24 protein-coding genes are annotated in these 24,813 nt (G+C 73.7%); 17 read left to right on the top strand and 7 right to left on the bottom strand.

The features are described 5' to 3' along the window. Nucleotide 1 precedes the first annotated feature (1 nt). A complete protein-coding gene (locus IFT77_RS12530) occupies nt 2-820 on the bottom strand; it encodes a hypothetical protein (protein WP_192170162.1) in 819 nt (272 codons plus the stop codon). Further along, nucleotides 817-1,476, bottom strand: coding sequence for a TetR/AcrR family transcriptional regulator (locus IFT77_RS12525; protein ID WP_371741048.1), 660 nt, complete (start codon nt 1,474-1,476; stop codon nt 817-819). The genes IFT77_RS12530 and IFT77_RS12525 overlap by 4 nt, the downstream gene beginning before the upstream one ends. 86 nt (nt 1,477-1,562) lie before the next feature. Between IFT77_RS12525 and IFT77_RS12520 the strand changes: the two genes are divergently transcribed. After that, on the top strand, nt 1,563-2,513 hold the full coding sequence (locus tag IFT77_RS12520) for a transposase (protein ID WP_192170160.1): 951 nt from the start codon (nt 1,563-1,565) through the stop codon (nt 2,511-2,513). Nucleotides 2,514-2,639: 126 nt separating this feature from the next. Here IFT77_RS12520 and xylA read toward each other — a convergent pair whose 3' ends face one another. Beyond that, complete coding sequence (xylA, locus tag IFT77_RS12515) at nt 2,640-3,833, bottom strand: xylose isomerase (RefSeq protein ID WP_192043028.1); 1,194 nt, start codon at nt 3,831-3,833, stop codon at nt 2,640-2,642. A gap of 282 nt (nt 3,834-4,115) precedes the next feature. Between xylA and IFT77_RS12510 the strand changes: the two genes are divergently transcribed. The 6 genes from IFT77_RS12510 to IFT77_RS12485 all read left to right on the top strand — a co-directional run bounded on the left by IFT77_RS12510 (nt 4,116) and on the right by IFT77_RS12485 (nt 10,394). Next, complete coding sequence (locus tag IFT77_RS12510) at nt 4,116-5,261, top strand: Gfo/Idh/MocA family protein (RefSeq protein ID WP_192170278.1); 1,146 nt, start codon at nt 4,116-4,118, stop codon at nt 5,259-5,261. 44 nt (nt 5,262-5,305) lie between these two features. Further along, nucleotides 5,306-6,079, top strand: coding sequence for a ThuA domain-containing protein (locus IFT77_RS12505; protein WP_192170159.1), 774 nt, complete (start codon nt 5,306-5,308; stop codon nt 6,077-6,079). Beyond that, complete coding sequence (locus IFT77_RS12500) at nt 6,076-7,248, top strand: Gfo/Idh/MocA family protein (RefSeq protein ID WP_192170158.1); 1,173 nt, start codon at nt 6,076-6,078, stop codon at nt 7,246-7,248. Before IFT77_RS12505 ends, IFT77_RS12500 begins: the two co-directional genes overlap by 4 nt. After that, complete coding sequence (locus IFT77_RS12495; protein ID WP_192043024.1) at nt 7,245-7,937, top strand: ThuA domain-containing protein; 693 nt, start codon at nt 7,245-7,247, stop codon at nt 7,935-7,937. Before IFT77_RS12500 ends, IFT77_RS12495 begins: the two co-directional genes overlap by 4 nt. A gap of 89 nt (nt 7,938-8,026) precedes the next feature. Next, the gene (locus IFT77_RS12490; RefSeq protein WP_192170277.1) at nt 8,027-9,112 is read left to right on the top strand and encodes a Gfo/Idh/MocA family protein; all 1,086 of its coding nucleotides are present in this window, start codon (nt 8,027-8,029) and stop codon (nt 9,110-9,112) included. A 16-nt stretch (nt 9,113-9,128) separates the two neighbouring features. Next, nucleotides 9,129-10,394 carry an ROK family protein gene (locus IFT77_RS12485; RefSeq protein WP_371741046.1) on the top strand — a complete coding sequence of 422 codons (1,266 nt, stop codon included), beginning with the start codon at nt 9,129-9,131 and terminating at the stop codon, nt 10,392-10,394. A 26-nt stretch (nt 10,395-10,420) separates the two neighbouring features. Here the strand turns inward: IFT77_RS12485 and IFT77_RS12480 are convergent, their stop codons facing one another. Together IFT77_RS12480 and IFT77_RS12475 are read right to left on the bottom strand one after the other, a co-directional pair. Next, nucleotides 10,421-11,137, bottom strand: coding sequence for a metal-dependent transcriptional regulator (locus IFT77_RS12480; RefSeq protein ID WP_192043023.1), 717 nt, complete (start codon nt 11,135-11,137; stop codon nt 10,421-10,423). Nucleotides 11,138-11,281: 144 nt separating this feature from the next. Continuing rightward, nucleotides 11,282-12,796 carry an FGGY family carbohydrate kinase gene (locus IFT77_RS12475; protein ID WP_192043022.1) on the bottom strand — a complete coding sequence of 505 codons (1,515 nt, stop codon included), beginning with the start codon at nt 12,794-12,796 and terminating at the stop codon, nt 11,282-11,284. A 146-nt stretch (nt 12,797-12,942) separates the two neighbouring features. Here IFT77_RS12475 and IFT77_RS12470 point away from each other — a divergent pair, with 146 nt between their 5' ends. Continuing rightward, the gene (locus IFT77_RS12470; protein ID WP_192043021.1) at nt 12,943-14,229 is read left to right on the top strand and encodes an adenylosuccinate synthase; all 1,287 of its coding nucleotides are present in this window, start codon (nt 12,943-12,945) and stop codon (nt 14,227-14,229) included. Between the two features lie 48 nt (nt 14,230-14,277). On the opposite strand, the gene IFT77_RS12465 is transcribed toward IFT77_RS12470, so the two are convergent. Further along, nucleotides 14,278-14,886 (bottom strand): maleylpyruvate isomerase family mycothiol-dependent enzyme, encoded by a 609-nt coding sequence (locus IFT77_RS12465; protein ID WP_192043020.1) that lies wholly within the window; start codon nt 14,884-14,886, stop codon nt 14,278-14,280. A 36-nt stretch (nt 14,887-14,922) separates the two neighbouring features. Between IFT77_RS12465 and IFT77_RS12460 the strand changes: the two genes are divergently transcribed. From IFT77_RS12460 to IFT77_RS12445, 4 genes are all read left to right on the top strand, one after another. Beyond that, nucleotides 14,923-15,555: a GNAT family N-acetyltransferase gene (locus IFT77_RS12460; RefSeq protein WP_192043019.1), complete on the top strand. Its 633-nt coding sequence runs from the start codon at nt 14,923-14,925 to the stop codon at nt 15,553-15,555. A gap of 25 nt (nt 15,556-15,580) precedes the next feature. Further along, a complete protein-coding gene (locus tag IFT77_RS12455; RefSeq protein WP_305798191.1) occupies nt 15,581-16,000 on the top strand; it encodes an organic hydroperoxide resistance protein in 420 nt (139 codons plus the stop codon). Nucleotides 16,001-16,148: 148 nt separating this feature from the next. Next, entirely contained in the window at nt 16,149-16,514 is a 366-nt protein-coding gene (locus IFT77_RS12450) for a chorismate mutase (RefSeq protein ID WP_123548564.1), read from the top strand. Then, nucleotides 16,511-17,617 carry a beta-propeller fold lactonase family protein gene (locus IFT77_RS12445; RefSeq protein ID WP_192043017.1) on the top strand — a complete coding sequence of 369 codons (1,107 nt, stop codon included), beginning with the start codon at nt 16,511-16,513 and terminating at the stop codon, nt 17,615-17,617. The genes IFT77_RS12450 and IFT77_RS12445 overlap by 4 nt, the downstream gene beginning before the upstream one ends. A 301-nt stretch (nt 17,618-17,918) precedes the next feature. On the opposite strand, the gene IFT77_RS12440 is transcribed toward IFT77_RS12445, so the two are convergent. Then, nucleotides 17,919-18,548, bottom strand: a complete 630-nt coding sequence (locus IFT77_RS12440; protein WP_192043016.1) for a TetR/AcrR family transcriptional regulator — start codon at nt 18,546-18,548, stop codon at nt 17,919-17,921. 88 nt (nt 18,549-18,636) lie between these two features. Between IFT77_RS12440 and IFT77_RS12435 the strand changes: the two genes are divergently transcribed. From IFT77_RS12435 to IFT77_RS12415, 5 genes are all read left to right on the top strand, one after another. Then, nucleotides 18,637-20,202 (top strand): MFS transporter, encoded by a 1,566-nt coding sequence (locus IFT77_RS12435; protein ID WP_192170157.1) that lies wholly within the window; start codon nt 18,637-18,639, stop codon nt 20,200-20,202. A gap of 154 nt (nt 20,203-20,356) precedes the next feature. Then, nucleotides 20,357-21,439 carry a 3-isopropylmalate dehydrogenase gene (locus IFT77_RS12430; RefSeq protein WP_192170156.1) on the top strand — a complete coding sequence of 361 codons (1,083 nt, stop codon included), beginning with the start codon at nt 20,357-20,359 and terminating at the stop codon, nt 21,437-21,439. Next, nucleotides 21,436-22,596: a branched-chain amino acid aminotransferase gene (locus tag IFT77_RS12425; RefSeq protein ID WP_192043013.1), complete on the top strand. Its 1,161-nt coding sequence runs from the start codon at nt 21,436-21,438 to the stop codon at nt 22,594-22,596. Before IFT77_RS12430 ends, IFT77_RS12425 begins: the two co-directional genes overlap by 4 nt. After that, nucleotides 22,593-23,363, top strand: coding sequence for a fumarylacetoacetate hydrolase family protein (locus tag IFT77_RS12420; RefSeq protein ID WP_192043012.1), 771 nt, complete (start codon nt 22,593-22,595; stop codon nt 23,361-23,363). Before IFT77_RS12425 ends, IFT77_RS12420 begins: the two co-directional genes overlap by 4 nt. A gap of 9 nt (nt 23,364-23,372) precedes the next feature. Next, a complete protein-coding gene (locus IFT77_RS12415) occupies nt 23,373-24,392 on the top strand; it encodes a putative sulfate exporter family transporter (RefSeq protein WP_192170155.1) in 1,020 nt (339 codons plus the stop codon). Nucleotides 24,393-24,813 lie beyond the last annotated feature (421 nt).

Here is a 24,813-nt window from a genome sequence, read left to right as displayed (position 1 = left end):
GTCAGCGGTCCTCTCGGGTGGGGGCGACCGCGCTGTCGTCGGGTGGGGTGTCGGTGTCGGCGTCGGTGTCGAGGTAGGTGTCGGTGTCGACGTCGGGGGCGTCGAGGGAGGTGGTGCCCAGGTCGTCGGGACCGGTCGCGTCGTCAGCGTCCGCGTCTGCGTCCGCGTCTGCGTCTGCGTCCGTTCCTCCGGCGGCGTGCTCGCCGTGCTGTCCGAAGTCGGGCACCGGCAGCGCCTCGACGGCGGCCAGCGCCGCGGCCCCGGTGATCGTCAGCACGGTGACCCCGCGGGCGACGAGGTCGTGCACGACGGCGAGCCAGGCGGCGACGTCGCCGCCGTGCCGCTCGGGCGAGGTGAGCACGAGGCCCCGCACGCCCTCGCGCAGCACGGCGAGCTCGCAGAGCAGGCGCACGCGCAGCTCCGTCGACAGCGCCTGGAGGCGGGTGCGGCGGTGCTCGGCGAGGCCGATCTCGTCGAGCAGCAGGGCGGTCGAGGCGCGGTCGCTGCGGAGGCCGGCGAGCGCGAGCTCCTCCCGGGCGACCTGCGCGACGGTGAGCGAGCCGAAGGGCTCGGCCACCGACGGGGTGTCGACCAGGGCGAAGGAGGCGCGGATCGCGGCTGCGTCGTCGCTCCCGTCGAGGGTCACCTGCCCGCTGGTCGGGGCCATGCGCCCGCCGGCGATCAGCGACGCGAGCACGGGGGCGTCGACCGTCTCGACGGCGACGAACCCGGGCGCGCCGCGGTCGGCGACGACGGTCAGCTCGGGCAGCGGCGCACCGGGCCCCTCGCCGACGGCGACGTGGTCGAGCTCGAGCCTCACGAGCGGTCCTCCGGGGTGCGCAGCGCGAGGGCCGGCGTGCTGCGGACGAGCTCGCCCGCCTCCTGCCAGCCGAGCCCGACCATGCCGAGCACGGCGAGCATCACGAGCCGGTGGCCCTCGGCGTGGTCGAGGTCGCGCACGGTCGCCTCGTCGAGCACGGCCAGCGCCGACCCCTCGACGAGGTGGGCGAGGGTCTCGACGTCGACGTCGTCGCGCATCCGGCCGTCGGCGACGCCGCGGCGGACGGTCTCGAGCAGGAACGCGCGCAGCGGCGCGAGCGCCGTGCCCACGTCGCGCATCAGCGGCCCGCGCACGGTGAGCTGCGCCATGACGCGGACGTGCTCGACCTCGGCCCACAGGCGCGCGCCGAGCTCGGCGAGCTGGACGACCGGGTCGTCGGAGGGCGCCGGCACCGCGGCGGCGGCGATGCGGGCGGCACCGCGCAGGGTCACCTCGCGCACGAGGTCGTCCCGGGTCGCGAAGTGCCCGTAGACGCTGCGTCGGGACAGCCCCGCCTCGGCGGCGATCGCCTCGAGCGGGACGGCCGGGTCGACGTTGAGGAGGCGCACGGCGGCCGCCATCAGGGCCTCGCGGTTCGCGGCGGCGTCGCGTCGGGGCGCGCGGGTGGGGGAGAGGGGGGAAGACGAGGCGTGCACGACCCCGATCATACGATCTTGCACACCAGTGTGCAAGATCGTGATGGTGGGGGAGAGGGGCGAGGAGGCGTCGGTAGGGTCGGGCGATGACCCTCGAGGAGGCGGCGCGGCAGCTCTACGCCCTGCCGCCGCAGCAGTTCACCGCCGCCCGCGACGCCCTGGCCGGCGACGCGAAGTCCGACGGCGACGCCGCCCTGGCGACATCCGTGCGCGCGCTGCGCCGCGCCTCCGCGTCCGCCTGGGCCGTCGACCTCCTCGCCCGTGACGCCCCGGACGACCTCGTCGCCCTCGCGGCCCTCGGCGGCCGGTTCCGCACGGCTCAGACCGACGGCGACCGCTCTGCCCTGTCCGCCCTGACCCGGGAGCGGAAGGAGGCGCTGGCCGGTCTCGTCGCCCGCGCCCGCCTCCTCGCGTCCGACGCGGGCCACCCGCTCTCGGCCGCGGCGCTCGCCGAGGTCGACCAGACCCTCCGTGCCGCCGTGGCCGACGCGACCGCCGCGGCCGCCGTGCGCAGCGGCCGCCTCGTGCGGGCTCTCGCCGCCGACGGCCTCGAGGAGGCGGACCTCACCGACGCCGTCGCCGGCCCTGCCCCCGAGGGAGTCGCCCCGGAGCGGCTGCGCGCGGCCGCTGCCCCCGCCGGTGACGACCACGACGACGAGGGCGGGGGAGCGACGGGATCGGCCTCTGGTGGCGGGTCACGGACACGCGGCCGGGCGGCCGCTCGGCAGGCAGCTGCCGAGGCTGCCCGACGCGCCGCCGAGGAGGCGGCCGCGGACGCCGAGCACGAGGCCGACGACGCGGAGGCGGCGCTCGCCGAGGTCGACGAGCGCGCGACCCGGCTGGCTCACGACCGGGACGACGTCCTCGATCAGCTGCGCCGCCTCCGGGACGAGTTCGCCGCCGCCGAGCGTCGCAGCGCCGAGCTGGACGACCGCGAGAAGTTCCTCACCCGCGAGCGCCGCCGTGCCGACGCCGACGCGGCTGCCGCGCGCCAGGCCGCCGACCGCGCCCGAGCAGCCCTCGCCCCCCGCGACTGACCCCGCCGGCGCAGGTCGCCGCCTGCTCTCCCGCGCAGCGAAACACCCCGGTGTGGACCGATCACCCCGCTCTTACGAGGTGTTTCGTCCACAACGGGGTGTTAGAGCGCGGCTGGCGCGTCTGCCCTAGCCCCGAGCGCCCATCAGGTGCTCGAGCGCGAGCTGCTGCAGGCGGACGAACCCGTACCCGTGGCCGCCGAAGTGCTGGCCCGCGTCGTAGTCCTCGTACGAGGCGCGGTCGGCGAGCAGCTGCTCGTAGCCCTCGCCCTCGCCGAGCGTCGGCGTCGACAGCTCCGCGACCTGGGAGGCGGCCAGCGCCTCCTGCACGTCGGGGTCGGCACGGAACGCCTGCGCGCGCTCCTTGAGCAGCAGGTACATGCGCATGTTGGCGGCGGCGGAGTCCCACACGCCCGAGATGTCCTCGGTGCGCGACGGCTTGTAGTCGAAGTGGCGCGGGCCGTCGTAGGTCGGGCCGCCCTGGGGCGAGCCGTGCTCGAGCAGGTCGACGAGCGAGAACGCGTTCTGCAGGTCGCCGTGGCCGAAGACGAGGTCCTGGTCGTACTTGATGCCGCGCTGGCCGTTGAGGTCGATGTGGAACAGCTTGCCCTGGTAGAGCGCCTGGGCGATGCCGGCCGTGAAGTTGAGGCCCGCCATCTGCTCGTGGCCGACCTCGGGGTTCACGCCCGCCATCTCGGGGTGCTCGAGCGTCTCGATGAACGCGATCGCGTGGCCGAGGGTCGGCAGCAGGATGTCGCCGCGGGGCTCGTTGGGCTTGGGCTCGATCGCGAAGCGCAGGTCGTAGCCCTTGTCGAGCACGTACTGCGAGAGCATGTCGACGCCCTCCTTGTAGCGCGACAGCGCGGCCTGCACGTCCTTCGCGGAGTCGTACTCGGCGCCCTCCCGGCCGCCCCACATGACGAAGGTCTTCGCGCCGAGCTCGGCGGCCAGGTCGATGTTGCGGAGCACCTTGCGGAGCGCGAAGCGGCGGACGCCGCGGTCGTTGGAGGTGAAGCCGCCGTCCTTGAAGACGGGTGCGCTGAAGAGGTTGGTCGTCACCATCGGCACGACGATGCCGGTCGCGTCGAGGGCGCCCTTGAGGCGGTCGATCTGCGTCTGGCGCTCCGCGTCGGTCGAGCCGAACGCGAAGAGGTCGTCGTCGTGGAAGGTCAGGCCGTAGGCGCCCAGGCGGTCGAGGTTCTCGACGGCCTCTACCACGTCGAGGTCGGGGCGGGTCGGTCCGCCGAACGGGTCGGCGCCCGTGTAGCCGATCGTCCAGAGTCCGAAGGAGAACTTGTCGTCGCGGGTGGGAGTGGTCGTCATGTCCGGGGTCCTCGTCGTCGAGAGCGTTTGTTGTCGTCTCCAACATATGCGCTCGGGGCGACGATCACAAGGGCGTCGTCGCTGCTCCTCCCCAGGGCGGGCCCAGCGCCGGCGCGTCCCCCGTCGTCGGGCGGGGAGGTTGCGTGCCCTCGCCGCCGCCCGTACTTTGTTGTTGGCCACAACGAACGTGGCGACGCGTGACGAAGGAGTCAGATGTCCCCCGACGAGACCAGCGCCGCTGCGACCCGGCTCGACGACGTCCGCCCCGACCTCGGCGTCGCGATGGTCGGCCACGGTTTCATGGGCGCCGCCCACTCGCAGGCCTGGCGCACGGCGCCCGCGTTCTTCGACCTCCCGCTGGCCCCGAGGATGACGGCGATCGTCGGCCGCGACGCCGACGCGACCCGCGCCGCTGCCGCCCGCTGGGGCTGGCAGCGCGCCGAGTCCGACTGGAGGCGCGTGGTCGAGAGCGACGACGTCCAGCTCGTCGACATCTGCTCGCCCGGCGCGACGCACGTCGAGATCGCGGTCGCCGCCCTCGAGGCCGGCAAGCACGTGCTCTGCGAGAAGCCGCTCGCCAACACCGTCGCCGAGGCCGAGCTGATGGCCGAGGCCGCCGAGCGTGCGGCCGCCCGGGGCGTCCTCGCGATGGTCGGCTTCAGCTACCGCCGCGTGCCCGCGATCACCTTCGCCCGCGACCTCGTCGCCCGGGGCGCGATCGGCGAGCTGCGCCAGGTGCGTGCCCTCTACCTGCAGGACTGGCTGGTCGACCCCGAGGGCCCGATGACCTGGCGCCTCGACAAGAGCGTCGCCGGCTCCGGCTCGCTCGGCGACATCGGGGCCCACCTCGTCGACGCCGTGCAGTTCGTCACGGGCCGGGCCCTCACCGACGTCAGCGGTCTGCTGCACACCTTCACGACCGAGCGCCCCCTGCTCGGCGAGGTCCGCGGCCTCGGCGGCACCGCCTCCTCCGAGCGGGGGCAGGTCACGGTCGACGACGCGGCCCTCTTCACGGCCAGGGTCGAAGGAGGCGCCCTCGCGACCTTCGAGGCCACCCGCGTCGCGACCGGCCGCAAGAACGCGCTGCGGCTCGAGTTCAGCGGCACGGGCGGCGCGATCGCCTTCGACCTCGAGCGGATGAACGAGCTCGAGGTCTACGACGCGGGCGCCCCGGTCGACCAGCTCGGCTTCCGGCGCGTGCTCGTGACCGAGCCCGAGCACCCGTACACGGGCTCCTGGTGGCCGACCGGCCACGGCCTCGGCTACGAGCACGCCTTCAGCCACCAGGCCCGCGACCTCGTCACGGCGATCGCGGCGGGGGAGCAGCCGACCCCCTCCTTCGCCGAGGGCCTGCAGGTGCAGCGGGTGCTCGACGCCGTCGAGCGCAGCGCCGCCGACGGCAGCCGCTGGCTCGCGACCGCGCCCTGACCTGACCCGATCCGACCCGACCCGTCCCTGCCGAGAGAAGATCCATGACCACCCCCACCACCCCCCTCCGCGTGACCGTCTGGGGCGAGAACCGCCACGAGCAGATCGAGCAGCACGTCGCCGAGCGCTACCCCACGGGCATGCACGGAGCGATCGCCGAGGGCGTCGGCGAGAACCTGCCCGACGCGCAGATCACGATCGCGACGATGGACATGCCCGAGCACGGCCTCAGCGAGGAGGCGCTCGAGCAGACCGACGTGCTCACCTGGTGGGGCCACGCGGCGCACGACGAGGTGAGCGACGAGGTCGTCGAGCGGGTGCACCGCCACGTGCTCGCAGGCATGGGCCTGATCGTGCTGCACTCCGGTCACTGGTCGAAGATCTTCACGAAGCTGATGGGCACGACCTGCACCCTCCGCTGGCGCAGCGAGCACGACCAGGAGCTCGTCTGGACCGTCAACCCGCAGCACCCGATCACGCGCGGCGTGCCGAACCCGATCGTCATCCCCGAGCAGGAGATGTACGGCGAGTACTTCGACGTGCCGACCCCCGACGAGCTGGTCTTCATCTCGGGCTTCACCGGCGGCGAGGTGTTCCGCAGCGGCATGACCTACCGGCGTGGCTTCGGCAAGGTGTTCTTCTTCAGCCCCGGCGACCAGGACTTCCCCGTCTACCACCACCGCGACGTCCGCCGCGTGATCGCGAACGGCGTCGAGTGGGCACGCCCCGAGCGCGAGCGCGAGACGCCGACCCTGCTGCGCTACGAGACCGGCCAGTACTTCCAGGGGGCCGACTACGAAGGGGCCCTCGAGCGATGACGTTCCGCACCGTCGACAGCCGAGGAGGCGCCCTGCGCGTCGTCCAGGTCGGTGCAGGAGGCATGGGTCGGGCCTGGCTCCGCGCGCTCGCCGACAGCGCCGACGTCGAGCTGGTCGGCATCGTCGACCTCGACCTCGACGCCGCCCGGGCGGGTGCCGAGCACCACGGAGACGCGTCGCTGCCCGTCTCGACCGACCTCGGCGCGCTGATCGCCGACCTCTCGCCCGACGCGGTGGTCGACGTGACGGTGCCGGTGGCGCACCACCCCGTGACGACGCAGTCGCTGTTCGCCGGCCTGCCCGTCCTCGGCGAGAAGCCGGTGGCGCTCGACGTCGCCGAGGGGCTCTCGCTCGCGGCCGCCGCCGAGGTGACGGGCGAGCTCTTCATGGTCAGCCAGTCGCGTCGCTACGACGACCACCTGGTCGCCCTCAAGCAGCAGGTCGCCGAGCTCGGGGAGGTCGGCGTCGTCACGACCGAGTTCTTCAAGGCGCCGCACTTCGGCGGCTTCCGCGAGCAGATGGACGACGTCCTGCTGCTCGACATGGCCGTGCACCCGTTCGACTCGGTGCGCTGGCTGCTCGACGCCGACCCCGTGTCGGTCTGGTGCGAGTCGTTCAGCCCGTCGTGGAGCTGGTACCGCGGCGACGCGGCCGCGAACGCCGTCTTCGAGTTCGAGGGCGGGGTGCGCTACGCCTACTCGGGCAGCTGGTGCAGCCCCGGCGCCGAGACCTCGTGGAACGGCTCGTGGCGCGTCGGCGGCTCGGCCGGCACCGCGCTCTGGGACGGCGACGAGGCTCCCGTGCTCGCCCTCGCGGACGAGACGGGCGCCTCCTCGTCGCCCCGGCTGTCGCCCCTGCCGACCGTCGGCGACGGGATCGAGGGCTCGCTCGCCGCGTTCGTCGGGGCGCTCCGCACCGGCGACGTGCCGCACGGCGAGGTGCACGAGAACGTGATGAGCCTCGCGATGGTCGAGGCAGCGATCGAGTCGACGCGCAGCGGGCAGCGGGTCGTGATCGACGACCTGCTCGAGCGGGCGCTCGTGACAGCGATCGAGCGGGAGGCGCGCGACGACGTCCGGGCCCGCCTCGAGTCGTGGACCTCGGTGCGCGCCGCGCTGCAGGCGGTCCCCACGGCACCTGCGGCGACCACGGCAGGGGCGACCTCGTGACCCGCCGCGCGCTCGTCGTCCGCGGCGGCTGGGAGGGCCACGACCCGACCGGCACGACCGACTCGTTCGTGCCGTTCCTCGAGCGGTCCGGCTTCGAGGTCAGCCTGCACGACGGCCCGGCGGTCTACGCCGACGCCGACGTGATGCGCGACGCCGACCTCGTGCTGCAGAACGTCACGATGTCGACGATCGAGGGGGCGCAGACCGTGGGGCTCCGCGCGGCCGTCGAGGCGGGCACCGGCCTGGCCGGCTGGCACGGCGGCATCGCGGACTCGTTCCGCGGCGACGCCGACTACCTGCACCTGATCGGCGGCCAGTTCGCGGCGCACCCCGGCAAGGCCGCGGCCGACCGGGTCGGCGACGAGACGGACGGCTTCGTGCGGCACGTGATCCGCTTCACCGAGGCGGCGGCGACGCATCCCGTCACCGAGGGCCTCGACGACTTCGAGGTCGAGAGCGAGCAGTACTGGCTGCTGCACGACGACTACCTCGACGTGCTCGCGACGACCACGCAGGAGGCGCGGGCCGGCGACCCCTGGACCCGCCCGGTGACCTCGCCCGCCGTCTGGACCCGTCAGTGGGGCCTCGGCCGCATCGCCGTCGTCACCCCGGGGCACTCGCAGGCCGTGCTCGACCACCCGACCGTCCGCACGCTCGTCGAGCGCGGCCTGCTGTGGGCCTCGCGATGAGCGGCGTGGACGCGGGCGTGGCCGGCGGCGGCACGACCGGCACGAGCACGACCGGCGAGAGCACGACCGGCGGCTCGGCCGCCGCGCCGATGCGCGTCGGCGTGGTCGGCGTCGGGGTCATCAGCGAGCAGTACTTCGCCTCGTTCGAGCGGCTGCCCGGTCTCGCCCTCGAGGCCGTGGCCGACCTCGACCGGGCGAGGGCCGCCTCCGTGGCGGAGCGTCTCGGCGTGCGCGCCCTGACCGTCGACGAGCTGCTCGCCGACGACCGGGTCGACGTGGTGCTGAACCTCACGATCCCGGCCGCGCACGCGGAGATCGCGCTGCGGGCGATCGCGGCCGGCAAGCACGTCTACGGCGAGAAGCCGCTCGCGCTCACGGTCGCCGACGGCGCCGCGGTGCTCGAGGCGGCCCGGGCGGCAGGGGTGCGGGTCGGCTCGGCACCGGACACGGTGCTCGGCACGGGGGTGCAGACCGCAGCCCAGCTCGTCGCCTCGGGGGTGGTCGGCGACCCCGTCGGCGCCGCAGTCTCGTGGACGGCCTCCGGGCACGAGGCCTGGCACCCCGCGCCCGACTTCTACTACCGGGCAGGGGGCGGCCCGCTGTTCGACATGGGCCCCTACTACCTGACGACGCTCGTGCACCTGCTCGGGCCGGTCGTCTCGGTGTCCGGCCTCGTCTCGCGCTCGGCCCGGCGGCGGACGATCGGCACCGGCCCCCGCGCCGGCGAGCGGCTCGAGGTCGACGTCGACACGCACGCGAGCGCGCTGCTGCGGCACGCCTCGGGAGCGACGTCGACCGTGACGGTGAGCTTCGAGGTGTGGGGCTCCCGGGCGCCGATCACCGAGCTCTACGGCACGCTCGGCACGATCGCCGTCCCCGACGCGAACATGTTCGGCGACCCCGTCGAGCTGCTCACCGCCGACGACCGCACCTGGCGCGAGGTCCCGGCCACGGCGGGCTACGGCGACGCGGGTCGCGGGTACGGCCTGGCCGACCTCGCCAGGGCGGTCGCGGCGGGGGAGCCGCACCGCGCCTCCGGCGACGTCGCCCTGCACGTGCTCGAGATCACGGAGGCGGTGGCCGCGTCGAGCGCGTCCGGCACCGTCGTGACGCTGGTCACCCGCCCGGACGTGCCGCCGCTGGTGCCGCTCGGCGCCGAGCCGCACCAGGCGTGAGCGCCCCGATACCCTGGTGACCAGGGAGGCCGCGGTGCAGGACGAGGCGAACGACACGACAGGCGCTCTGGCGACGGCGCTGCCCGATGCAGGAGGCGCCCCTCCCGCCGGTCGCGCCCGTCCCCTCCTCGATCGCCCTCGTGGGTCGAACCTCTCCTCGGTGCTCGGCATCGTGCACGGCGACGGCCCGACCTCGCGCAGCGAGCTGACGCGACTGACCGGTCTCAACCGCTCGACCATCGCCGCCCTCGTGGGCGAGCTCGTCGAGCGCGGCCTCGTCGTCGAGTCGGAGCCCGTCGCGGCGAACCGGGTCGGCCGCCCCAGCCCGGTGGTCAGCGCCTCGCCCGACGTCGTGGCCTTCGCGGTCAACCCCGAGATCGACGCCGTGACCGTCGGCCGCGTCGGGCTCGACGGGGTCGTGCAGCGCCGGGTCCGGCACGAGACGGACGGCGTCCCCACCGCGGTCGAGGCGGCGGAGATCGCGGCCCGCCTCGTCCGCGAGCTCGTCGACGAGGTGCCCGGAGCCCGGGTCGTCGGCGTCGGCGCCGCCGTGCCCGGCCTCGTGCACGCGGACGGCGGCCTCGTCCGTCTCGCGCCGCACCTCGGCTGGGTCGACGAGCCGTTCGCGCGCCTCCTGTCCGACGCCACCGGCCTGCCTGCCCGGGCGGCCAACGACGCGAGCACCGCCGTCGTCGCCGAGGGCCTCTTCGGCGCCGGCGCGGGAGCGAGCGACCTCGTCTTCCTCAACGGCGGCGCGAGCGGCGTCGGCGGGGGAGTGGTCGTCGACGGCCGCCCCCTCCGCGGCCGCGACGGCTTCGCGGGCGAGATCGGCCACACGCTCGTCGAGTCGGCCGGGCGGCTCTGCCACTGCGGCGCCGTCGGCTGCCTCGAGACCGAGGTCGGCCAGGCCGAGCTGCTGGCCGTCACCGGCCTGTCCCGCGCCCAGGCGGACGAGCTCGACGCCGCGCTGGCGACGGCGCTCGCCGAGGGCGACGCCGACGTGCGCCGCGAGGTCGAGCGCCAGGTCGACTACGTGGCCGTGGCGCTCCGCAACGTGCTCAACGCCTTCAACCCGTCGGTGATCGTGCTCGGCGGGTTCCTCGGGTCGCTGCAGGCCGCCGCGCCCGACCGGCTGCTCGACCGCGTGACCGCGCAGGCGCTGCCCGGGCCGCGCGACGGCGTGCAGCTGCGGCGGGCCGCGCTCGGCGCCGACCGGCTGATGATCGGGGCCGCCGAGCTGGCGTTCGCCGACCTCCTCGCCGACCCGGCCCGCGCCTCCTGACCCGGCCCGCGCCTCCTGACCCGGTGTCAGGCCGTGGCGGCCGCCGCGTGCCCGTGCTCGTCGCGCGTCGCCCAGACGGCGACCGCGGCGGGCCCGGCGAGGTCGACCGTGCCGTCGTCGAGCTCGACCCGCAGCGACCCCGCGTAGTCGCGGCGCTCGGCGACCCGGACGTGCGCGCCCACCCGCAGCTGCAGCGAGCCCAGGTAGCGCAGCAGCTCGGGCTCGTCGTCCGAGACGCGGACGACGTGGCCGCACTCGCCCTCGACGAACTCCTGCAGGGTGTGGGCCTCGGGCCGCACGACGGTGCCGTCGGCCTGCGGGATCGGGTCACCGTGCGGGTCGGCCGTGGGGCGCCCCAGCTCGACGTCGAACGCCTCGAGCAGGCGGTCGCTGACGGCGTGCTCGAGCACCTCGGCCTCGTCGTGCACCTCGTCCCACGCGTAGCCGAGCCGCTCGACGAGGTACGTCTCGATCAGGCGGTGGCGGCGCACCATGCCGACGGCGACGTGCCGGCCACGCTCGCTCAGGGCGATGCTGCGGTACGGCGTGTAGTCGATGAACCCGTCGCGCTCGAGCTTGCGGAGGTTGCCCGACACCGTCGACGCGCCCACCCCGAGCGTCGCCGCGATCTCGTTGGTCGTGATGCCGGGGGAGCCCTCGGCGGCCCACTCCTCGGCCTTCCAGATGACCTTGAGGTAGTCCTCGGTCATCGTCGAGCGGGTGGGTCCCGGTTCCGGTGGCATGTCCCCGATCCTAGGTCCCGCCTCCTGCGCCCGACCCTCTCGCCTCCTGTCCGTCGAGGGCGGGTCAGCTCGCTCGAGGGCGGGTCGCCGCTGACCCGCCCTCGACCTCGCTGACCCGCCCTCGGCCGATCGCAGGCGTGCAGGTCAGCGCGGCAGCGACCCGAGCGCCTGCGCCGCGCGGTAGCGCTGGCCGATCGCGGGCACGAGGTCCGGCTCCGAGGAGGCGCGGGTCGACACCGCCCACCCCGGTCGCGTCCCCGAGAGGGCCCACGCCGCCTGCCGTGCCGCACCGTCCGCGACGTACTCGCCGGGCGCGGGCACCGTGACCGGCACGTCGAGCACCTGGGCGGCGACGGCCTGCACGGCCGGGTTCAGCGCGGCGCCGCCGATCAGCAGCACGCGCCGCACCTCCACCCCCTGGTCGCGCACGGCGGCGGCGCCGTCGGCGAGGGCCGACAGCATCCCCTCGACGGCGGCACGGGCGAGGTTCTCGCGGGTGGTCGAGGCGAGCGTCAGCCCCGAGAGGGTGGCCGTCGCGTCGGGCAGGTCGGGCGTCCGCTCGCCCTCGAAGTACGGCACGAGCGAGACCCCGCCGGAGCCGGGCTCCGCGGCGAGCGCCAGCCGCGCGAACTCGTCGTGGTCGACGCCGAGCAGCGTGCCGATCGACGACAGCACGCGGGCCGCGTTGAGGGTGGCGACGAGCGGCAGGAACCCGCCGGCGGCGTCGGCGAAGCCGGCGACCGTGCCCGACCCGTCGTGGACGGGCGCGTCGGTCACGGCGAACGCCGTCCCGCTGGTGCCGATGCTGATGACGAGGTCGCCCACCCCGGCGTCCAGCCCGAGGGCCGCGCCGGCGTTGTCGCCGGCGCCCGCCCCGACGAGGACCCCCTCGGGGACCGGCCCGTGCGCGACCGTCGTGCCCGCCGCCTCCGACGGTCCCAGCACGCGCGGCAGCACGACGTCGCCAGGAGCAGGAGCAGCAGCAGGCGCCGAAGCAGCAGTCGAAGCAGCGGCTCCGTCGCGTCCCGCGGCGACTCGCCCGGTCTTCCCGAGCGCCCGCTCGAACAGCTCCAGGTCGTACGCGTCGTCGCCCGGGCTCCAGTACGAGGTGCCGCTGGCGTCGCTGCGGTCGGTGACGAGCGCCTCGAGGTCGGGGCCGAGCGGCGAGGAGGCGGCGGGCCCGTGACCGAGGAGCCGCCAGGTCAGCCAGTCGTGCGGCAGCGCCACGGCGGCGACGCGCGCGGCGGCCTCGGGCTCGGCGTCGCGCAGCCAGCGCAGCTTGGTGGCCGTGAAGGAGGCGACGGGCACCGAGCCCGTCCGTCGCGCCCACTCCTCCGCCCCGAGCTCGGCGGTCAGCTCGCGAGCCGCCCCGGCGCTGCGGGTGTCGTTCCAGAGCAGGGCGTCGCGCACGACCGCGCCGTCGGAGTCGAGCACGACCATCCCGTGCTGCTGCCCGGCGACCGAGATCGCGGCGACGTCGTCGAGGCCGCCGGCCGCGTCGATCGCCTCGACGAGGGCGTCCCACCAGGCGTCGGGCGGCACCTCGGTGCCCTCCGGGTGCCGGGCGGTGCCCTGGCGCACCAGCTCTCCGGTGGCGGTGTCGCGGATCACGACCTTGCAACTCTGGGTCGAGGAGTCGACCCCGGCGACGAGACTCATGGGGGTAGTTTGTCGTATTGCGCAACGAATTCCTAGAGCGGTGCGCGACGGGCGTGCCGCGCCTCCTCGTCGGTAGACTCAAGTGCACCTGACACGGTGCACGCGTGCCTCATCCGGGCGCGATCGCCGACCGCGAGGAGACGACCATGCCCGCAGTAGTCATCATCGGAGCCCAGTGGGGCGACGAAGGCAAGGGCAAGGCCACCGACCTGCTCGGCAGCCGCATCGACTACGTCGTCAAGTTCAACGGCGGCAACAACGCCGGCCACACGGTCGTCATCGGCGACCAGAAGTACGCCCTGCACCTGCTTCCCTCGGGCATCCTGTCGCCCGGCGTCACGCCCGTCATCGGCAACGGCGTCGTCATCGACATCGAGGTGCTCTTCGACGAGCTCGACGCGCTGATCGCGCGCGGCGTCGACGTCTCGAAGCTCAAGGTCAGCGCGAACGCGCACGTCATCACGCACTACCACCGCACCCTCGACAAGGTGACCGAGCGCTTCCTCGGCAAGCGCCAGATCGGCACGACAGGTCGCGGCATCGGCCCGACCTACGCCGACAAGATCAACCGCGTCGGCATCCGCGTGCAGGACATCTTCGACGAGGGCATCCTGCGCCAGAAGGTCGAGGCGGCCCTCGACCAGAAGAACCACCTCCTGGTGAAGGTCTACAACCGCCGCGCGATCGAGGCCGACGAGATCGTCGAGTCGCTGCTCTCGTACGCCGAGCGGCTGAAGCCGATGGTGGCCGACACGGCGCTCGAGATCCACCAGGCGCTCGAGGCCGACAAGACCGTCCTCTTCGAGGCCGGCCAGGCGACCATGCTCGACGTCGACCACGGCACGTACCCGTTCGTCACGTCGTCGTCCGCGACCGCAGGAGGCGCCTCCACCGGCTCCGGCATCGGTCCCGGCCGCATCCAGCGCGTCATCGGCATCGTCAAGGCGTACACGACCCGTGTCGGGGCAGGTCCGTTCCCGACCGAGCTGTTCGACGCCTCCGGCGAGTTCCTCCGCGCCAACGGCTTCGAGTTCGGCACGACCACGGGCCGGCCGCGTCGCTGCGGCTGGTACGACGCCCCGATCGCCCGCTACTCGGCGCGCATCAACGGCGTGACCGACTTCGTGCTCACGAAGCTCGACGTGCTCACGGGCCTCGAGACGATCCCGGTCTGCGTCGCCTACGACGTCGACGGCGTGCGTCACGACGAGGTGCCGGTGTCGCAGAGCGACTTCCACCACGCCGTGCCGATCTACGAGGAGTTCCCCGGCTGGACCGAGGACATCACCGGGGCCCGCGAGTTCAGCGACCTCCCGAAGGCCGCACAGGACTACGTCCTGGCCGTCGAGGCCATGAGCGGCGCCCGCATCTCGGCGATCGGGGTCGGCCCCGGCCGCGAGGCCGTCGTGGTCCGCCACGACCTCCTCGCCTGACCCGCCGCGGGGACGCCTCCCGTCGCCCCGCGCTCGGGCGCGCCCGCCTCAGACGACGCTGAACCCGTCCCCGAGGCGGCCGCGTCCCGTCAGCGCGAGCAGCACCTCCTCGCCGTGCCCCTGCATCGTCGCGGTCCGGGCGGCGAGCGCCGCGGTGTCGGCGACCGCGGCCGTCGGCAGCGTGTGGGCCAGCCCGGTCGCGCGTGACAGGTCGATGGTGTGCACGACGAGCTCGAACACGCGGGTCCGCAGGTACTCGCCGAGCGGGATCCCCATGCCTCCGAGCGACACGATCCGGTTCGAGGGGGCCCGGTCGAGGGCGCCGCGCGACTCGACGAGCGCCTCGGCGACCCGGGCGGCCGGGTCGTCGCCGAGCCACCGGCCGGCCTCGACGCCGCGGGCGTGCACGCCGTCCGCGTCGGTGAACTGCGAGGCGTACGCCGAGTACCAGGCCTCGGCCGACGGGATGGTCACGTCGCTCGGCTCGTCCAGGCCGAGGTAGGTCGACACCGTGAGCACAGCCCGGGAGGTGTGGCCCGCCAGGTCGCGGACGGTCCAGCGCCCGAGGCCGGGCGCGTCCCACTGCTCGGGGCGGACTCGCGAGAGGAGGTCGACGAACGACTCGGCCGACTGGCCGAAGGTGCGGGGTGTGGTCACGCTGACATCTTGCTCCGCCGCTGCCAGGATCGACGCATGACCGCGCTCGGGCCGTTGCCCTTCGTCCCCCTCGTCGGCCGTCTCGTCACGGTCGTCCCGCTCCGTCACGACGACCTGCCCGAGCTCCACCGCGCCGTCGGCAGGCCCGAGGTCTTCGCCGGGGGCTGGGGCGGCGGCGCGGCGGCGTACCGCGACGACTACGACGAGTGGGCCGAGTTCCTGCGCGGCTACCTGCCCTGGGACGAGGGGCTCGTCTGGGGCGTCCGCCGCACGGTCCCGGCCGGCGAGGTCCCCGGCGAGCTCGTCGGCACCACCACCGTCGGCCTCGTCGACCTCCGCTGCGAGAGCGCCCACGTCGGCTGGACCGCCTACGCGCCCGAGGTGTGGGGCACCGGCGTCAACGTCGAGACGAAGCTGCTCGTGCTGGGGTCGCTCTTCGACCACGGTCTCGGGCGTGTCCAGATCCAGGCCGACGCCCTGAACGAGCGGTCGCGGGCGGCGATCACGCGGCTCGGCGCGACCTTCGAGGGCGTCCACCGCCGCACGCAGCCGCGGGCCGACGGCTCGTGGCGCGACACGGCCGTCTACTCCGTCCTCGCCGACGAGTGGCCGGGCGTCCGGGATGGTCTCATGCAGCGTCTGGAGACTGTTCAGCAACCGTCCAGATGAGGGGTCGACTGTTGCTCTCATGACTTTGGAGATCGCTTACACCGCCATCGCCCACGCCACCGGCGGGGGCCGTGACGGCCACGTCCGCAGCGAGGACGACCGCCTCGACTTCGACACCCGTCCGCCCAGGGAGCTCGGCGGCTCCGGCGAGGGCACCAACCCCGAGCAGCTCTTCGCCGCGGGCTACGCGGCCTGCTTCCTCAGCGCGATGCACGGCGTCGCCAAGAAGCTCGACGTCGACACGAGCGACAGCTCGGTCAGCGCGAGCGTCGGCATCGGCGGCAACGGCGACGGCGGCTACGGCCTCGCCGTCGAGCTCGACATCTACACGCCGAACGTCCCGGCCGACCGCCGCCAGGAGCTCGCCGACGCCGCGCACCACGTGTGCCCGTACTCGAACGCCACCCGCGGCAACGTCGAGGTCACGCTGACCCTCGTCGACTGACGCAGCAGCACAGCAGCACAGCAGCAGCGAAGGAGGCGCGTCCCGCGATCGCGGGACGCGCCTCCTTCGTCCGTCCGCACCGCCCTGCGACACGGAACGTCGCCGATCGTCCCGGCCTGCCGTCGCAGCGCCCCGATAGGGTCGGGACATGGCACTCGACAGTCCCCTCGGGGCGGACAGCCCCCTCACGACCGACGACCGCGAGGCGATCGACGAGCTCTCGAGCATCCGTCAGAGCATCGACAACATCGACGCGGCGCTCGTGCACCTGCTCGCCGAGCGCTTCAAGTTCACGCAGTCGGTGGGGCACCTCAAGGCGGCGGCGGGCATGCCGGCCAGCGACCCCGAGCGCGAGCGCGTGCAGATCCAGCGCCTCCGCCAGCTCGCCGAGGAATCGCATCTCGATCCGGCCTTCGCCGAGAAGTTCCTCGGGTTCATCGTCGGCGAGGTCATCCAGCACCACCAGCGCATCGCGAACGACGCCGCCGGGTCCTCGTCCGAGGGCCGGGCGTGACCGACGCGGGAGCCGGGCTCGACGCGTCGGCCGGGCACGACCCGTCCGTGGTCGAGACCCCTGCGGCGGAGTTCCCCGCGGCGGACGTCGGCTCGCCCCAGCGCCTCTACGTCGGCTCGTACACCGCCTCCAGCGGCGGCTCCGGCGCGGGCATCACCGTGCTCGAGCGCACCGCGCCGGGTCAGCCGTGGCAGTCGGTGCAGACCGTGGAGGCCGACGACCCCTCCTTCCTGGTCGCGACCGAGGGCGCTCTGCACGCCGTGTCCGAGACGACGGAGGGGCGGGTCCTGTCGTACACCGTCTCCGCCGGTCGCCTCGTGGCCGCGTCGAGCGCCGCCTCGGGCGGGGCCGCGCCCTGCCATGTGCTGTTCGACCCCGCCTCCGGGGCGCTCGTCGTCACGAACTACGTCGGCGGCACGGTCTCCGTCCTCTCCGGCGACCCCTCGCTCACGAGCCGGGTGGCGCACACCGTCGCGCTGCCCGTCGGGCACGGCCCGGTGCAGGAGCGCCAGGAGCGCCCGCACGCCCACCAGGCCTCGCCCACCCCGTGGGGCACGCTGCTGGTCAGCGACCTCGGGACCGACCGCCTGGTCGAGGTCGCCGTCGACCCCGTCACCCTCGTGCCCGAGATCGTCGGCGTGCACCTGCTGCCCGCCGGGGCCGGCCCGCGTCACGTCGCGTGGCTGGGCGATCGCCTCGTCGTCGCCGGCGAGCTCGACGCCCGGCTGCACGTGCTCCGGCGCGTCGGCGAGAAGCTGGTCGTCGACCACTCGGTCGAGGTCTTCGAGGGCTCGTCCTCGGCGTCCGGGGTCTTCCCCTCGCACCTCGACGTGGACGGCGGACGCGTCTACGTCGCCACCCGCGGTCGCGACAGCATCAGCGTCCTCGCGCCAGGCGACGACGGCCGCCTCGAGCTCGTCGGCGAGGCTCCCTGCGGCGGCACCTGGCCGCGGCACTTCGTGATCACGCCCGGCGTGCTGTACGTCGCGAACCAGGGCTCGGACACGGTCGCCGTGCTGCCGCTCGACCCCGAGACGGGCGTCCCCGGCGAGCCCCTCGACGTCTTCACGCTCGGCAGCCCCGCCTGCATCCTCCCCGCCTGACCGGTCCCGCGGGCCCGCGCCTCCCTACCTGACCCGCCCCCGCCCCGTCAGCAAATGCCGACCGTGAGCGCCGTTCGGGCAGCGCAACAACTGGATATCCCGTCACAGCAGCCCCACCGGTCGGGTTCTGCGCTTCGTGGGTGATCGTGGACGCAGGGCTGCAGCAAATGCCGACCGTGAGCACCGCTCAGGCCGCACAACACCCGGATATCCCGCTACAGCAGCACCGCAGGTCGGCATTTGCGAGTACGCAGACACGCGCGGGCGCGAGGGCTCAGCGGAAGGGGCGGTCGGCGGCCGCTCAGCGTGCGAGGCTGCGCAGCAGCGCGACGACCTCATCGACCGAGGCGCGGCCGCGGTGCACGGCCCCGGCGGCACCGGACGCACCCGACGCACCCGATCCGCCCGACGCACCTGCAGCACCGGCAGCACCCGACGCGACCGACGCCTCCTCGAACTGCGCGGGCGTGAAGTAGAGCCCGTCCGAGACGAGGCACACGAGGCTGGCGACCGCGGGGTCGCCGACCTCGTCGAGCACGACCCGATACCAGCGGTCCTGCATGGCCGTGAGCGCGGAGACGGCCTGCGGCCAGCGTCCGCTCGCGCCGAGGCCGGCGACGGCGGTGATGCACCTGTCGAGCGGATCGTCCACGGGGATGGCCGACCGCGAGGAGGTGCGGATGAAGTAGTCGACGACGCCGTCGGCAGCCGAGGTCATGCGTTCGACGTCGTCGTCGAGCAGCGCCTCGAGGCGGGCGACGAGCCCGTCGACCAGCGCTTCGCGCGAGGGGAAGTGGTAGAGGAGCCCGCCCTTCGAGACGTCCGCGGCGGCGGCGACGGCGTCGAAGGTGGCACTCCGCTCGCCGGCCTCGACGACGAGGTGCTCGAAGGAGTCGAGCATCTTCTCTCGGGCTGACGGACGCGGGCTCATCCTGTTACTGTACCGTCTGGACGGTCAAGCTGTACCGTCCAGACGGTACAGCCCGCCCCGAACGCCCACCACGACCATCGAGAGACCCATGAGCACCCGCGACGACTGCCGCACTCCCGCCCCGACGACGCCTACGACGACACGCGCCCCGGCGCCCGCCCGCGCCGGCGCCCGCCAGTGGGCCGCCCTCGTCGTCCTGATGCTGCCGGTCCTCCTCGTCTCGGTCGACAACACGGTGCTCAGCTTCGCGCTCCCCGAGATCTCGACCGCGTTGCAGCCCTCGGCGGCCGCGCAGCTCTGGATCGTCGACGTCTACTCCCTCGTCCTCGCCGGCCTGCTCGTGGCGATGGGCTCGCTCGGCGACCGCTTCGGCCGCAGGCGCCTCCTCCTCATCGGGGCCAGCGGCTTCGCCGCGGTCTCGGTCGTCGCCGCCTTCGCCCCCACCGCCGAGGCGCTGATCGCCGCCCGCGCCGTGCTCGGCTTCTTCGGCGCGATGATCATGCCCGCCACGCTCTCGCTGCTGCGCAGCACCTTCACCGACCGCGACCAGCGCCGCCTCGCCATCGCGATCTGGGCGAGCGGCTTCGCAGCCGGTTCCGCCCTCGGCCCGATCGTCGGGGGAGTGCTCCTCGAGCACTTCGCCTGGGGCTCGATCTTCCTCATCGCCGTGCCGGTGCTGCTGCCCCTGCTCGTGGCCGCGCCGATCCTCGTCGTCGAGAGCCGCGACCCCGCCCCGGGCCCGTTCGACCTCGTGTCGGTCCTGCTCTCCCTGCTCGCGATGGCGCCGGTCGTCGCGGCGATCAAGCAGCTCGCGACGCACGGCCCCGGCCTCGACGTGCTCGCCCTCGCCGTCGTCGGCCTCACGGCGGGCTGGCTGTTCGTCCGTCGTCAGCTGCGGCGCCCGCGTCCCCTGCTCGACGTGCGGCTCTTCACGAACCCGGTGTTCGCGGGCTCGATCGTCGTGAACCTGCTGGCCATCACCTCCCTGGTGGGCTTCCTCTTCTTCACGACGCAGCACCTGCAGCTCGTCGTGGGCCTGCGGCCGCTGCACGCGGCGCTCACCCTGCTGCCCGGCCTCGTCGTCATGGTGCTGTCCGGGCTGGCGGTCGTGCCGCTCGTCCGCCGGGTCGCGCCGCGCAGCATCGTCGCCGTCGGCCTGGGCGCCGCGGCCGTCGCCTACGGAGCCGTGTGGCTGTCCGGCGCCGACGCCCCGGTGTGGGTGTTCGTCGTCAGCTTCGCCCTCGTCGGACTCGGCGTGGGAGCGGCCGAGACGATCTCGAACGACCTGATCATCGCCGCGGTCCCGGCCGACCGTGCAGGAGCCGCCTCCGCGGTCTCCGAGACCGCCTACGAGGTCGGGGCGGTGCTGGGCACGGCCGTGCTCGGCAGCATGCTCACGGCGATCTACCGCGGGGCGCTCGTGGTGCCCGGCACGGTTCCCGCCGACGCCGCGGCGGCCGCTCGCGAGACCCTCGGCGGCGCCGTGGCCGCTGCGGAGCCCCTCGAGCCCTCGCTCGCCACGGCGCTCCTCGACGCCGCGACGCACGCCTTCGACACCGGGCTCGTCGCGACCGCGGCGGTCGGGGCCGGCGTGATGGTGCTCGCCGTCGTGGTCGCCCTCGTGGCCCTCCGCCGGGCCTCCGCGCACGACTGACCCGCAGGAGGCGCGGCGCGCGTCCCCGACGGCCTGTCCAGGAGGCGCGACGCCCGTCCCCGACGGCCGCCCGCGACCCCCTGCCGGCGGCGCGGCGCCCCTCCCCGCGCAGGTACAGTGAAGGGTCACCCGCCTCGCCGACCCCAGGAGTCCCATGTCGCGCACCGTCCGCCTCGCCGCCGTCCCCGGCGACGGCATCGGCCCCGAGGTCGTCGCCGAGGCGCTCAAGGTGCTCGAGGTCGCGGCAGGCGACGACGCCTCCTTCGAGGTGACGCCGTTCGAGCTCGGCGCGACGCGCTACCTCGAGACCGGCGACATCCTCACCGACGACGACCTGGCGGCCCTCGCGTCGCACGACGCGATCCTCCTCGGTGCCGTCGGCGGCGACCCGCGCGACCCCCGCCTCAAGGGCGGCATCATCGAGCGCGGCCTGCTCTTGAAGCTCCGCTTCGCCTTCGACCACTACGTCAACCTCCGTCCCACCACCGTGTACCCGGGTGTCCCGTCGCCGTTGGCCGACCCCGGCGAGGTCGACTTCGTCGTCGTCCGCGAGGGCACCGAGGGGCCGTACGTCGGCAACGGCGGCGTCCTCCGTGCCGGCACGCCGCACGAGATCGCCAACGAGGTGAGCGTCAACACCGCGCACGGCGTCGAGCGGGTGGTCCGCTTCGCCTTCGAGAAGGCGCGCAGCCGTCGGGGCCGCCTGACCCTCGTGCACAAGACCAACGTGCTCGTCTTCGCGGGCGGCCTCTGGCAGCGCATCGTCGACGCGGTCGCCGCCGAGTACCCCGACGTCGAGGTCGACTACCAGCACGTCGACGCGGCGACCATCCACCTGGTCGTCGACCCGGCCCGCTTCGACGTGATCGTCACGGACAACCTGTTCGGCGACATCCTCACCGACCTCGCCGGCGCGGTCAGCGGCGGCATCGGGCTCGCGGCCTCGGGCAACCTCAACCCGAGCGGGGCGTTCCCGAGCATGTTCGAGCCCGTGCACGGCTCGGCGCCCGACATCGCCGGCCAGCAGCGGGCCGACCCGACCGCCGCGGTCCTGTCCGTCGCGCTCCTGCTCGACCACCTGGGCCTGGAGGAGGCGGCGGCGCGGGTCCGCGAGGCCGTCGAGGCCGACATCGCCGCGCGTCAGCAGTTCGCGGGCACCCGCCGCAGCACGTCCGAGATCGGCACGGCGATCGCCGACCGCGTCGCCGCCCTCACCAGCCAGGAGGCCGCATCATGAGCCAGACCGACGACACCACCACGATCGGCGACACCGCCACGACCGGCGACGACACCGCGACGACCGCCGAGTTCGGCCTCAGCTTCGAGCTGACCCCGTCCGAGTCGGTCCGTGACAGCGCCGAGCGCGAGGTGATCCTCAGCGACCCGGGCTTCGGCAAGCACTTCACCGACCACATGGTCTCCATCCGCTGGACCCTCGACGAGGGCTGGCACGCCGCCCGGGTGCACCCGTACGGGCCGCTCCAGCTCGACCCGGCCGCGTCGGTGCTGCACTACGCACAAGAGATCTTCGAGGGCATGAAGGCCTACCGCCACGCGGACGGCTCGATCTGGTCCTTCCGCCCCGACGCCAACGGCAGGCGCCTCCAGCGTTCGGCCCGGCGGCTCGCGCTGCCCGAGCTCTCGACCGACGACTTCGTCGAGAGCGTCAAGCAGCTGGTGCAGGTCGACAGCTCGTGGGTGCCGAGCGCCCCCGAGACGAGCCTCTACCTGCGGCCGTTCATGATCGCGAGCGAGAGCTTCCTCGGCGTGCGGGCGGCCCAGCAGGTCGACTACCACGTCATCGCGAGCCCTGCAGGCGCCTACTTCACCGGAGGCGTGGCCCCGGTCTCGATCTGGCTCACCACGAACTACGCCCGCGCGGGCAAGGGCGGCACGGGTGCCGCCAAGACGGGCGGCAACTACGCCTCGTCGCTGCTGCCGCAGCAGGAGGCCTACGAGAACGGCTGCCAGCAGGTGCTGTTCCTCGACTCGTCCGAGAGCACCTACATCGAAGAGCTCGGCGGCATGAACGTCGTGCTCGTCTACGCGGACGGCACCCTGGTCACCCCCGACAGCGACTCGATCCTCGAGGGCATCACCCGCGACTCGATCCTCGAGCTCGCCGAGGCGCGCGGCCACCGGGTCGAGCGACGCCGGGTGTCGCTCGACGAGTGGCGTGACGGGGTCGAGAACGGCGACATCGTCGAGGTCTTCGCCTGCGGCACGGCCGCCGTGGTCGTGCCGATCGCCGAGCTCAAGGGCGAGGGCTTCCACGTCGGCTCGCCCGCCGCCGAGGGCGGACCCCTCACGATGTCGCTGCGCGAAGAGCTCACCGACATCCAGTACGGGCGTCGCGACGACGTCCACGGATGGATGACGAGGCTCGACGCATGAAGATCGCACGGTTCGCGACCCCCGGAGAAGACCCCCGCTACGGCATCGTCGACGAGCGCGAGCTGATCGTGCTCGCGGGCGACCCGATGTACAGCGGCTACGAGACCACGGGCGAGCGCGTCTCGCTCCGCTCGGCCAAGCTGCTCGCGCCGGTGATCCCGCGCTCCAAGGTCGTGGGCGTGGGCCTGAACTACCACGACCACGCCGACGAGCTGGGGCAGACCCCGCCGGAGGCGCCCCTGCTGTTCCTGAAGCCGAACACGACGGTCATCGGCTTCGGCGACTCGATCCAGCTGCCGCCCGACATCGGGCAGGTCGACTTCGAAGGCGAGCTCGCCATCGTTATCGGCTCGATCGCGAAGCGCGTCAAGGCCGAGGACTACCAGGACGTGGTCTTCGGCTACACGATCGCGAACGACGTCACCGCCCGCGACGTGCAGACGGCCGACGGCCAGTGGACCCGGGCCAAGGGCTACGACACGTTCCTGCCGCTCGGCCCGTACATCGAGAACGAGTTCGACTGGAGCGACGCGACCATCGAGACCCGCGTCGACGGCGAGGTCAAGCAGCGCGAGTCGACGATGCAGATGATCCACAAGATCCCCGAGCTGATCGAGTACGTGACCGACGTGTTCACGCTCCTGCCCGGCGACGTCATCCTCACCGGCACCCCGGCCGGCATCGGCCCGTTCACCGCGGGCGAGACCGTCGAGGTCGCGATCTCGGGCATCGGCTCGCTGATCAACCCCGCCAAGAACCGCGTCTAGGCACCGTCGGTGACGACCCCGGCACCGTCCGCCGCGCCTCCGCGGCGACGGGTCCTCCCCGGGGTCGGCCTCGCGGCCGTGGTGCTCGGGGTCGCCTGGCTCGTGCACCTGGTGCTGCCGGCGGTCCCGGTCCTGACCGGCTGCGTCGTCCTCGGCATCGCCCTCGGCCAGGTCCCGGCGTTCCGGCCCGCACTCGACGGGGTGCTCGCACCCGGGCTGACCCTGTCGGCGAAGCGCCTGCTCCGCATCGGGGTCGTGCTGCTCGGGCTGAAGCTCAGCCTGGTCGACGTGGCCGGGCTCGGCTGGGCGACGGTGCTCAGCGTCGTCGGGATCCTGGTCGCCACGTTCCTGGTGACCTGGCAGCTCGGGAGGTGGGCCCGCCTCCCCGGTGACCAGCCCCTCCTGCTCGCGGCCGGCTTCTCGATCTGCGGGGCGTCGGCGATCGGCGCGATGTCGGCGGTGACCCGCGACCGCGGCAAGGACGCCGCGACACCGGTGGCCCTCGTCACCCTGTGCGGCACCGCGGCGATCGCGGTCCTCCCCGCGCTCGGCTCGGCGCTCGGACTGACGCCGGTGCAGTTCGGTGCGTGGACCGGCGCCAGCGTCCATGACGTCGGCCAGGTGGTCGCGACCGCGCAGACCGCCGGCGCCTCGGCGCTCGCGATCGCCGTGGTGGTCAAGCTCACACGGGTGGTCATGCTCGCCCCCGTGGTCGCGATCACGTCCGCGGTGGTCCGCCGCGGAGGAGGCGACGCCGGCACCCGGCCTCCCCTGGTGCCCCTGTTCGTGGTCGGGTTCCTCGCCACGGTCGTGCTGCGCACCCTGGTCGACCTGCCGGAGGCGGTGGTCACGGGAGCCGACACCGTCCAGACCGTCCTTCTCGGCCTGGCACTCGTCGGGCTCGGGTCGAGCGTCCGGCTCGAGCGTCTCGCCCGCACCGGTGGTCGCGCCGTCCTCGTCGGCCTCGGTTCCTGGGTCTTCGTCGCCGGGCTCTCGCTGCTCGTCGTCCTCGCGTTGCCGCTCAGCTGACGATGCGGCCCCTCGTCCGTCGTCCCCCGTCCCAGTCGCCTCGTCTCTGGGCGCGGCCGAGCGATCGGGTCGATCCGGGCGGCCGGTCGCGATCGTCACCATGCCCTGGGACGCCCTGTGCCGGGCCCTGGCGGGCGAACGAGGGCCAGACCCTTGATTTTCCGGGGATCGAGGTTGCGACACGCCCGGGATGCGGCAGGGTTTGGACGATGTGCCTGGTGTGCCTGTAATGTTTCCTCTTGTCACCACGGAGGTGCGGCGGAGCGAAGCTCCACCGGCCACCAGATGACATTGACCTCCAAGTCCTCGAGTTGCTGCTGGTTCTGCTAGCTGGCCTCGGACCAAGTGGGTTGCAAACACTGATCCAGATGGTGTAGCGTCATGGCTCGTCGTGAGAACGACACCGGCTCTCAGGAGTCGA

The organism is Frigoribacterium sp. CFBP 13729, assembly GCF_014841875.1.
Classification (GTDB): Bacteria; Actinomycetota; Actinomycetes; order Actinomycetales; family Microbacteriaceae; genus Frigoribacterium.
Note: the sequence above shows the minus strand (reverse complement) of the source record. Positions and strands in the feature narration are given on the sequence as shown.

What these genes read in the sequence shown, in the direction of transcription:
- IFT77_RS12520 (WP_192170160.1), top strand. Translation starts at nt 1,563, where the DNA reads ATGACCCTCGAGGAGGCGGCGCGGCAGCTCTACGCCCTGCCGCCGCAG.
- xylA (WP_192043028.1), bottom strand. Translation starts at nt 3,833, where the DNA reads ATGACGACCACTCCCACCCGCGACGACAAGTTCTCCTTCGGACTCTGG.
- IFT77_RS12510 (WP_192170278.1), top strand. Translation starts at nt 4,116, where the DNA reads ATGGTCGGCCACGGTTTCATGGGCGCCGCCCACTCGCAGGCCTGGCGC.
- IFT77_RS12505 (WP_192170159.1), top strand. Translation starts at nt 5,306, where the DNA reads ATGACCACCCCCACCACCCCCCTCCGCGTGACCGTCTGGGGCGAGAAC.
- IFT77_RS12500 (WP_192170158.1), top strand. Translation starts at nt 6,076, where the DNA reads ATGACGTTCCGCACCGTCGACAGCCGAGGAGGCGCCCTGCGCGTCGTC.
- IFT77_RS12490 (WP_192170277.1), top strand. Translation starts at nt 8,027, where the DNA reads ATGCGCGTCGGCGTGGTCGGCGTCGGGGTCATCAGCGAGCAGTACTTC.
- IFT77_RS12480 (WP_192043023.1), bottom strand. Translation starts at nt 11,137, where the DNA reads ATGCCACCGGAACCGGGACCCACCCGCTCGACGATGACCGAGGACTAC.
- IFT77_RS12475 (WP_192043022.1), bottom strand. Translation starts at nt 12,796, where the DNA reads ATGAGTCTCGTCGCCGGGGTCGACTCCTCGACCCAGAGTTGCAAGGTC.
- IFT77_RS12470 (WP_192043021.1), top strand. Translation starts at nt 12,943, where the DNA reads ATGCCCGCAGTAGTCATCATCGGAGCCCAGTGGGGCGACGAAGGCAAG.
- IFT77_RS12460 (WP_192043019.1), top strand. Translation starts at nt 14,923, where the DNA reads ATGACCGCGCTCGGGCCGTTGCCCTTCGTCCCCCTCGTCGGCCGTCTC.
- IFT77_RS12450 (WP_123548564.1), top strand. Translation starts at nt 16,149, where the DNA reads ATGGCACTCGACAGTCCCCTCGGGGCGGACAGCCCCCTCACGACCGAC.
- IFT77_RS12440 (WP_192043016.1), bottom strand. Translation starts at nt 18,548, where the DNA reads ATGAGCCCGCGTCCGTCAGCCCGAGAGAAGATGCTCGACTCCTTCGAG.
- IFT77_RS12435 (WP_192170157.1), top strand. Translation starts at nt 18,637, where the DNA reads ATGAGCACCCGCGACGACTGCCGCACTCCCGCCCCGACGACGCCTACG.
- IFT77_RS12430 (WP_192170156.1), top strand. Translation starts at nt 20,357, where the DNA reads ATGTCGCGCACCGTCCGCCTCGCCGCCGTCCCCGGCGACGGCATCGGC.
- IFT77_RS12425 (WP_192043013.1), top strand. Translation starts at nt 21,436, where the DNA reads ATGAGCCAGACCGACGACACCACCACGATCGGCGACACCGCCACGACC.
- IFT77_RS12420 (WP_192043012.1), top strand. Translation starts at nt 22,593, where the DNA reads ATGAAGATCGCACGGTTCGCGACCCCCGGAGAAGACCCCCGCTACGGC.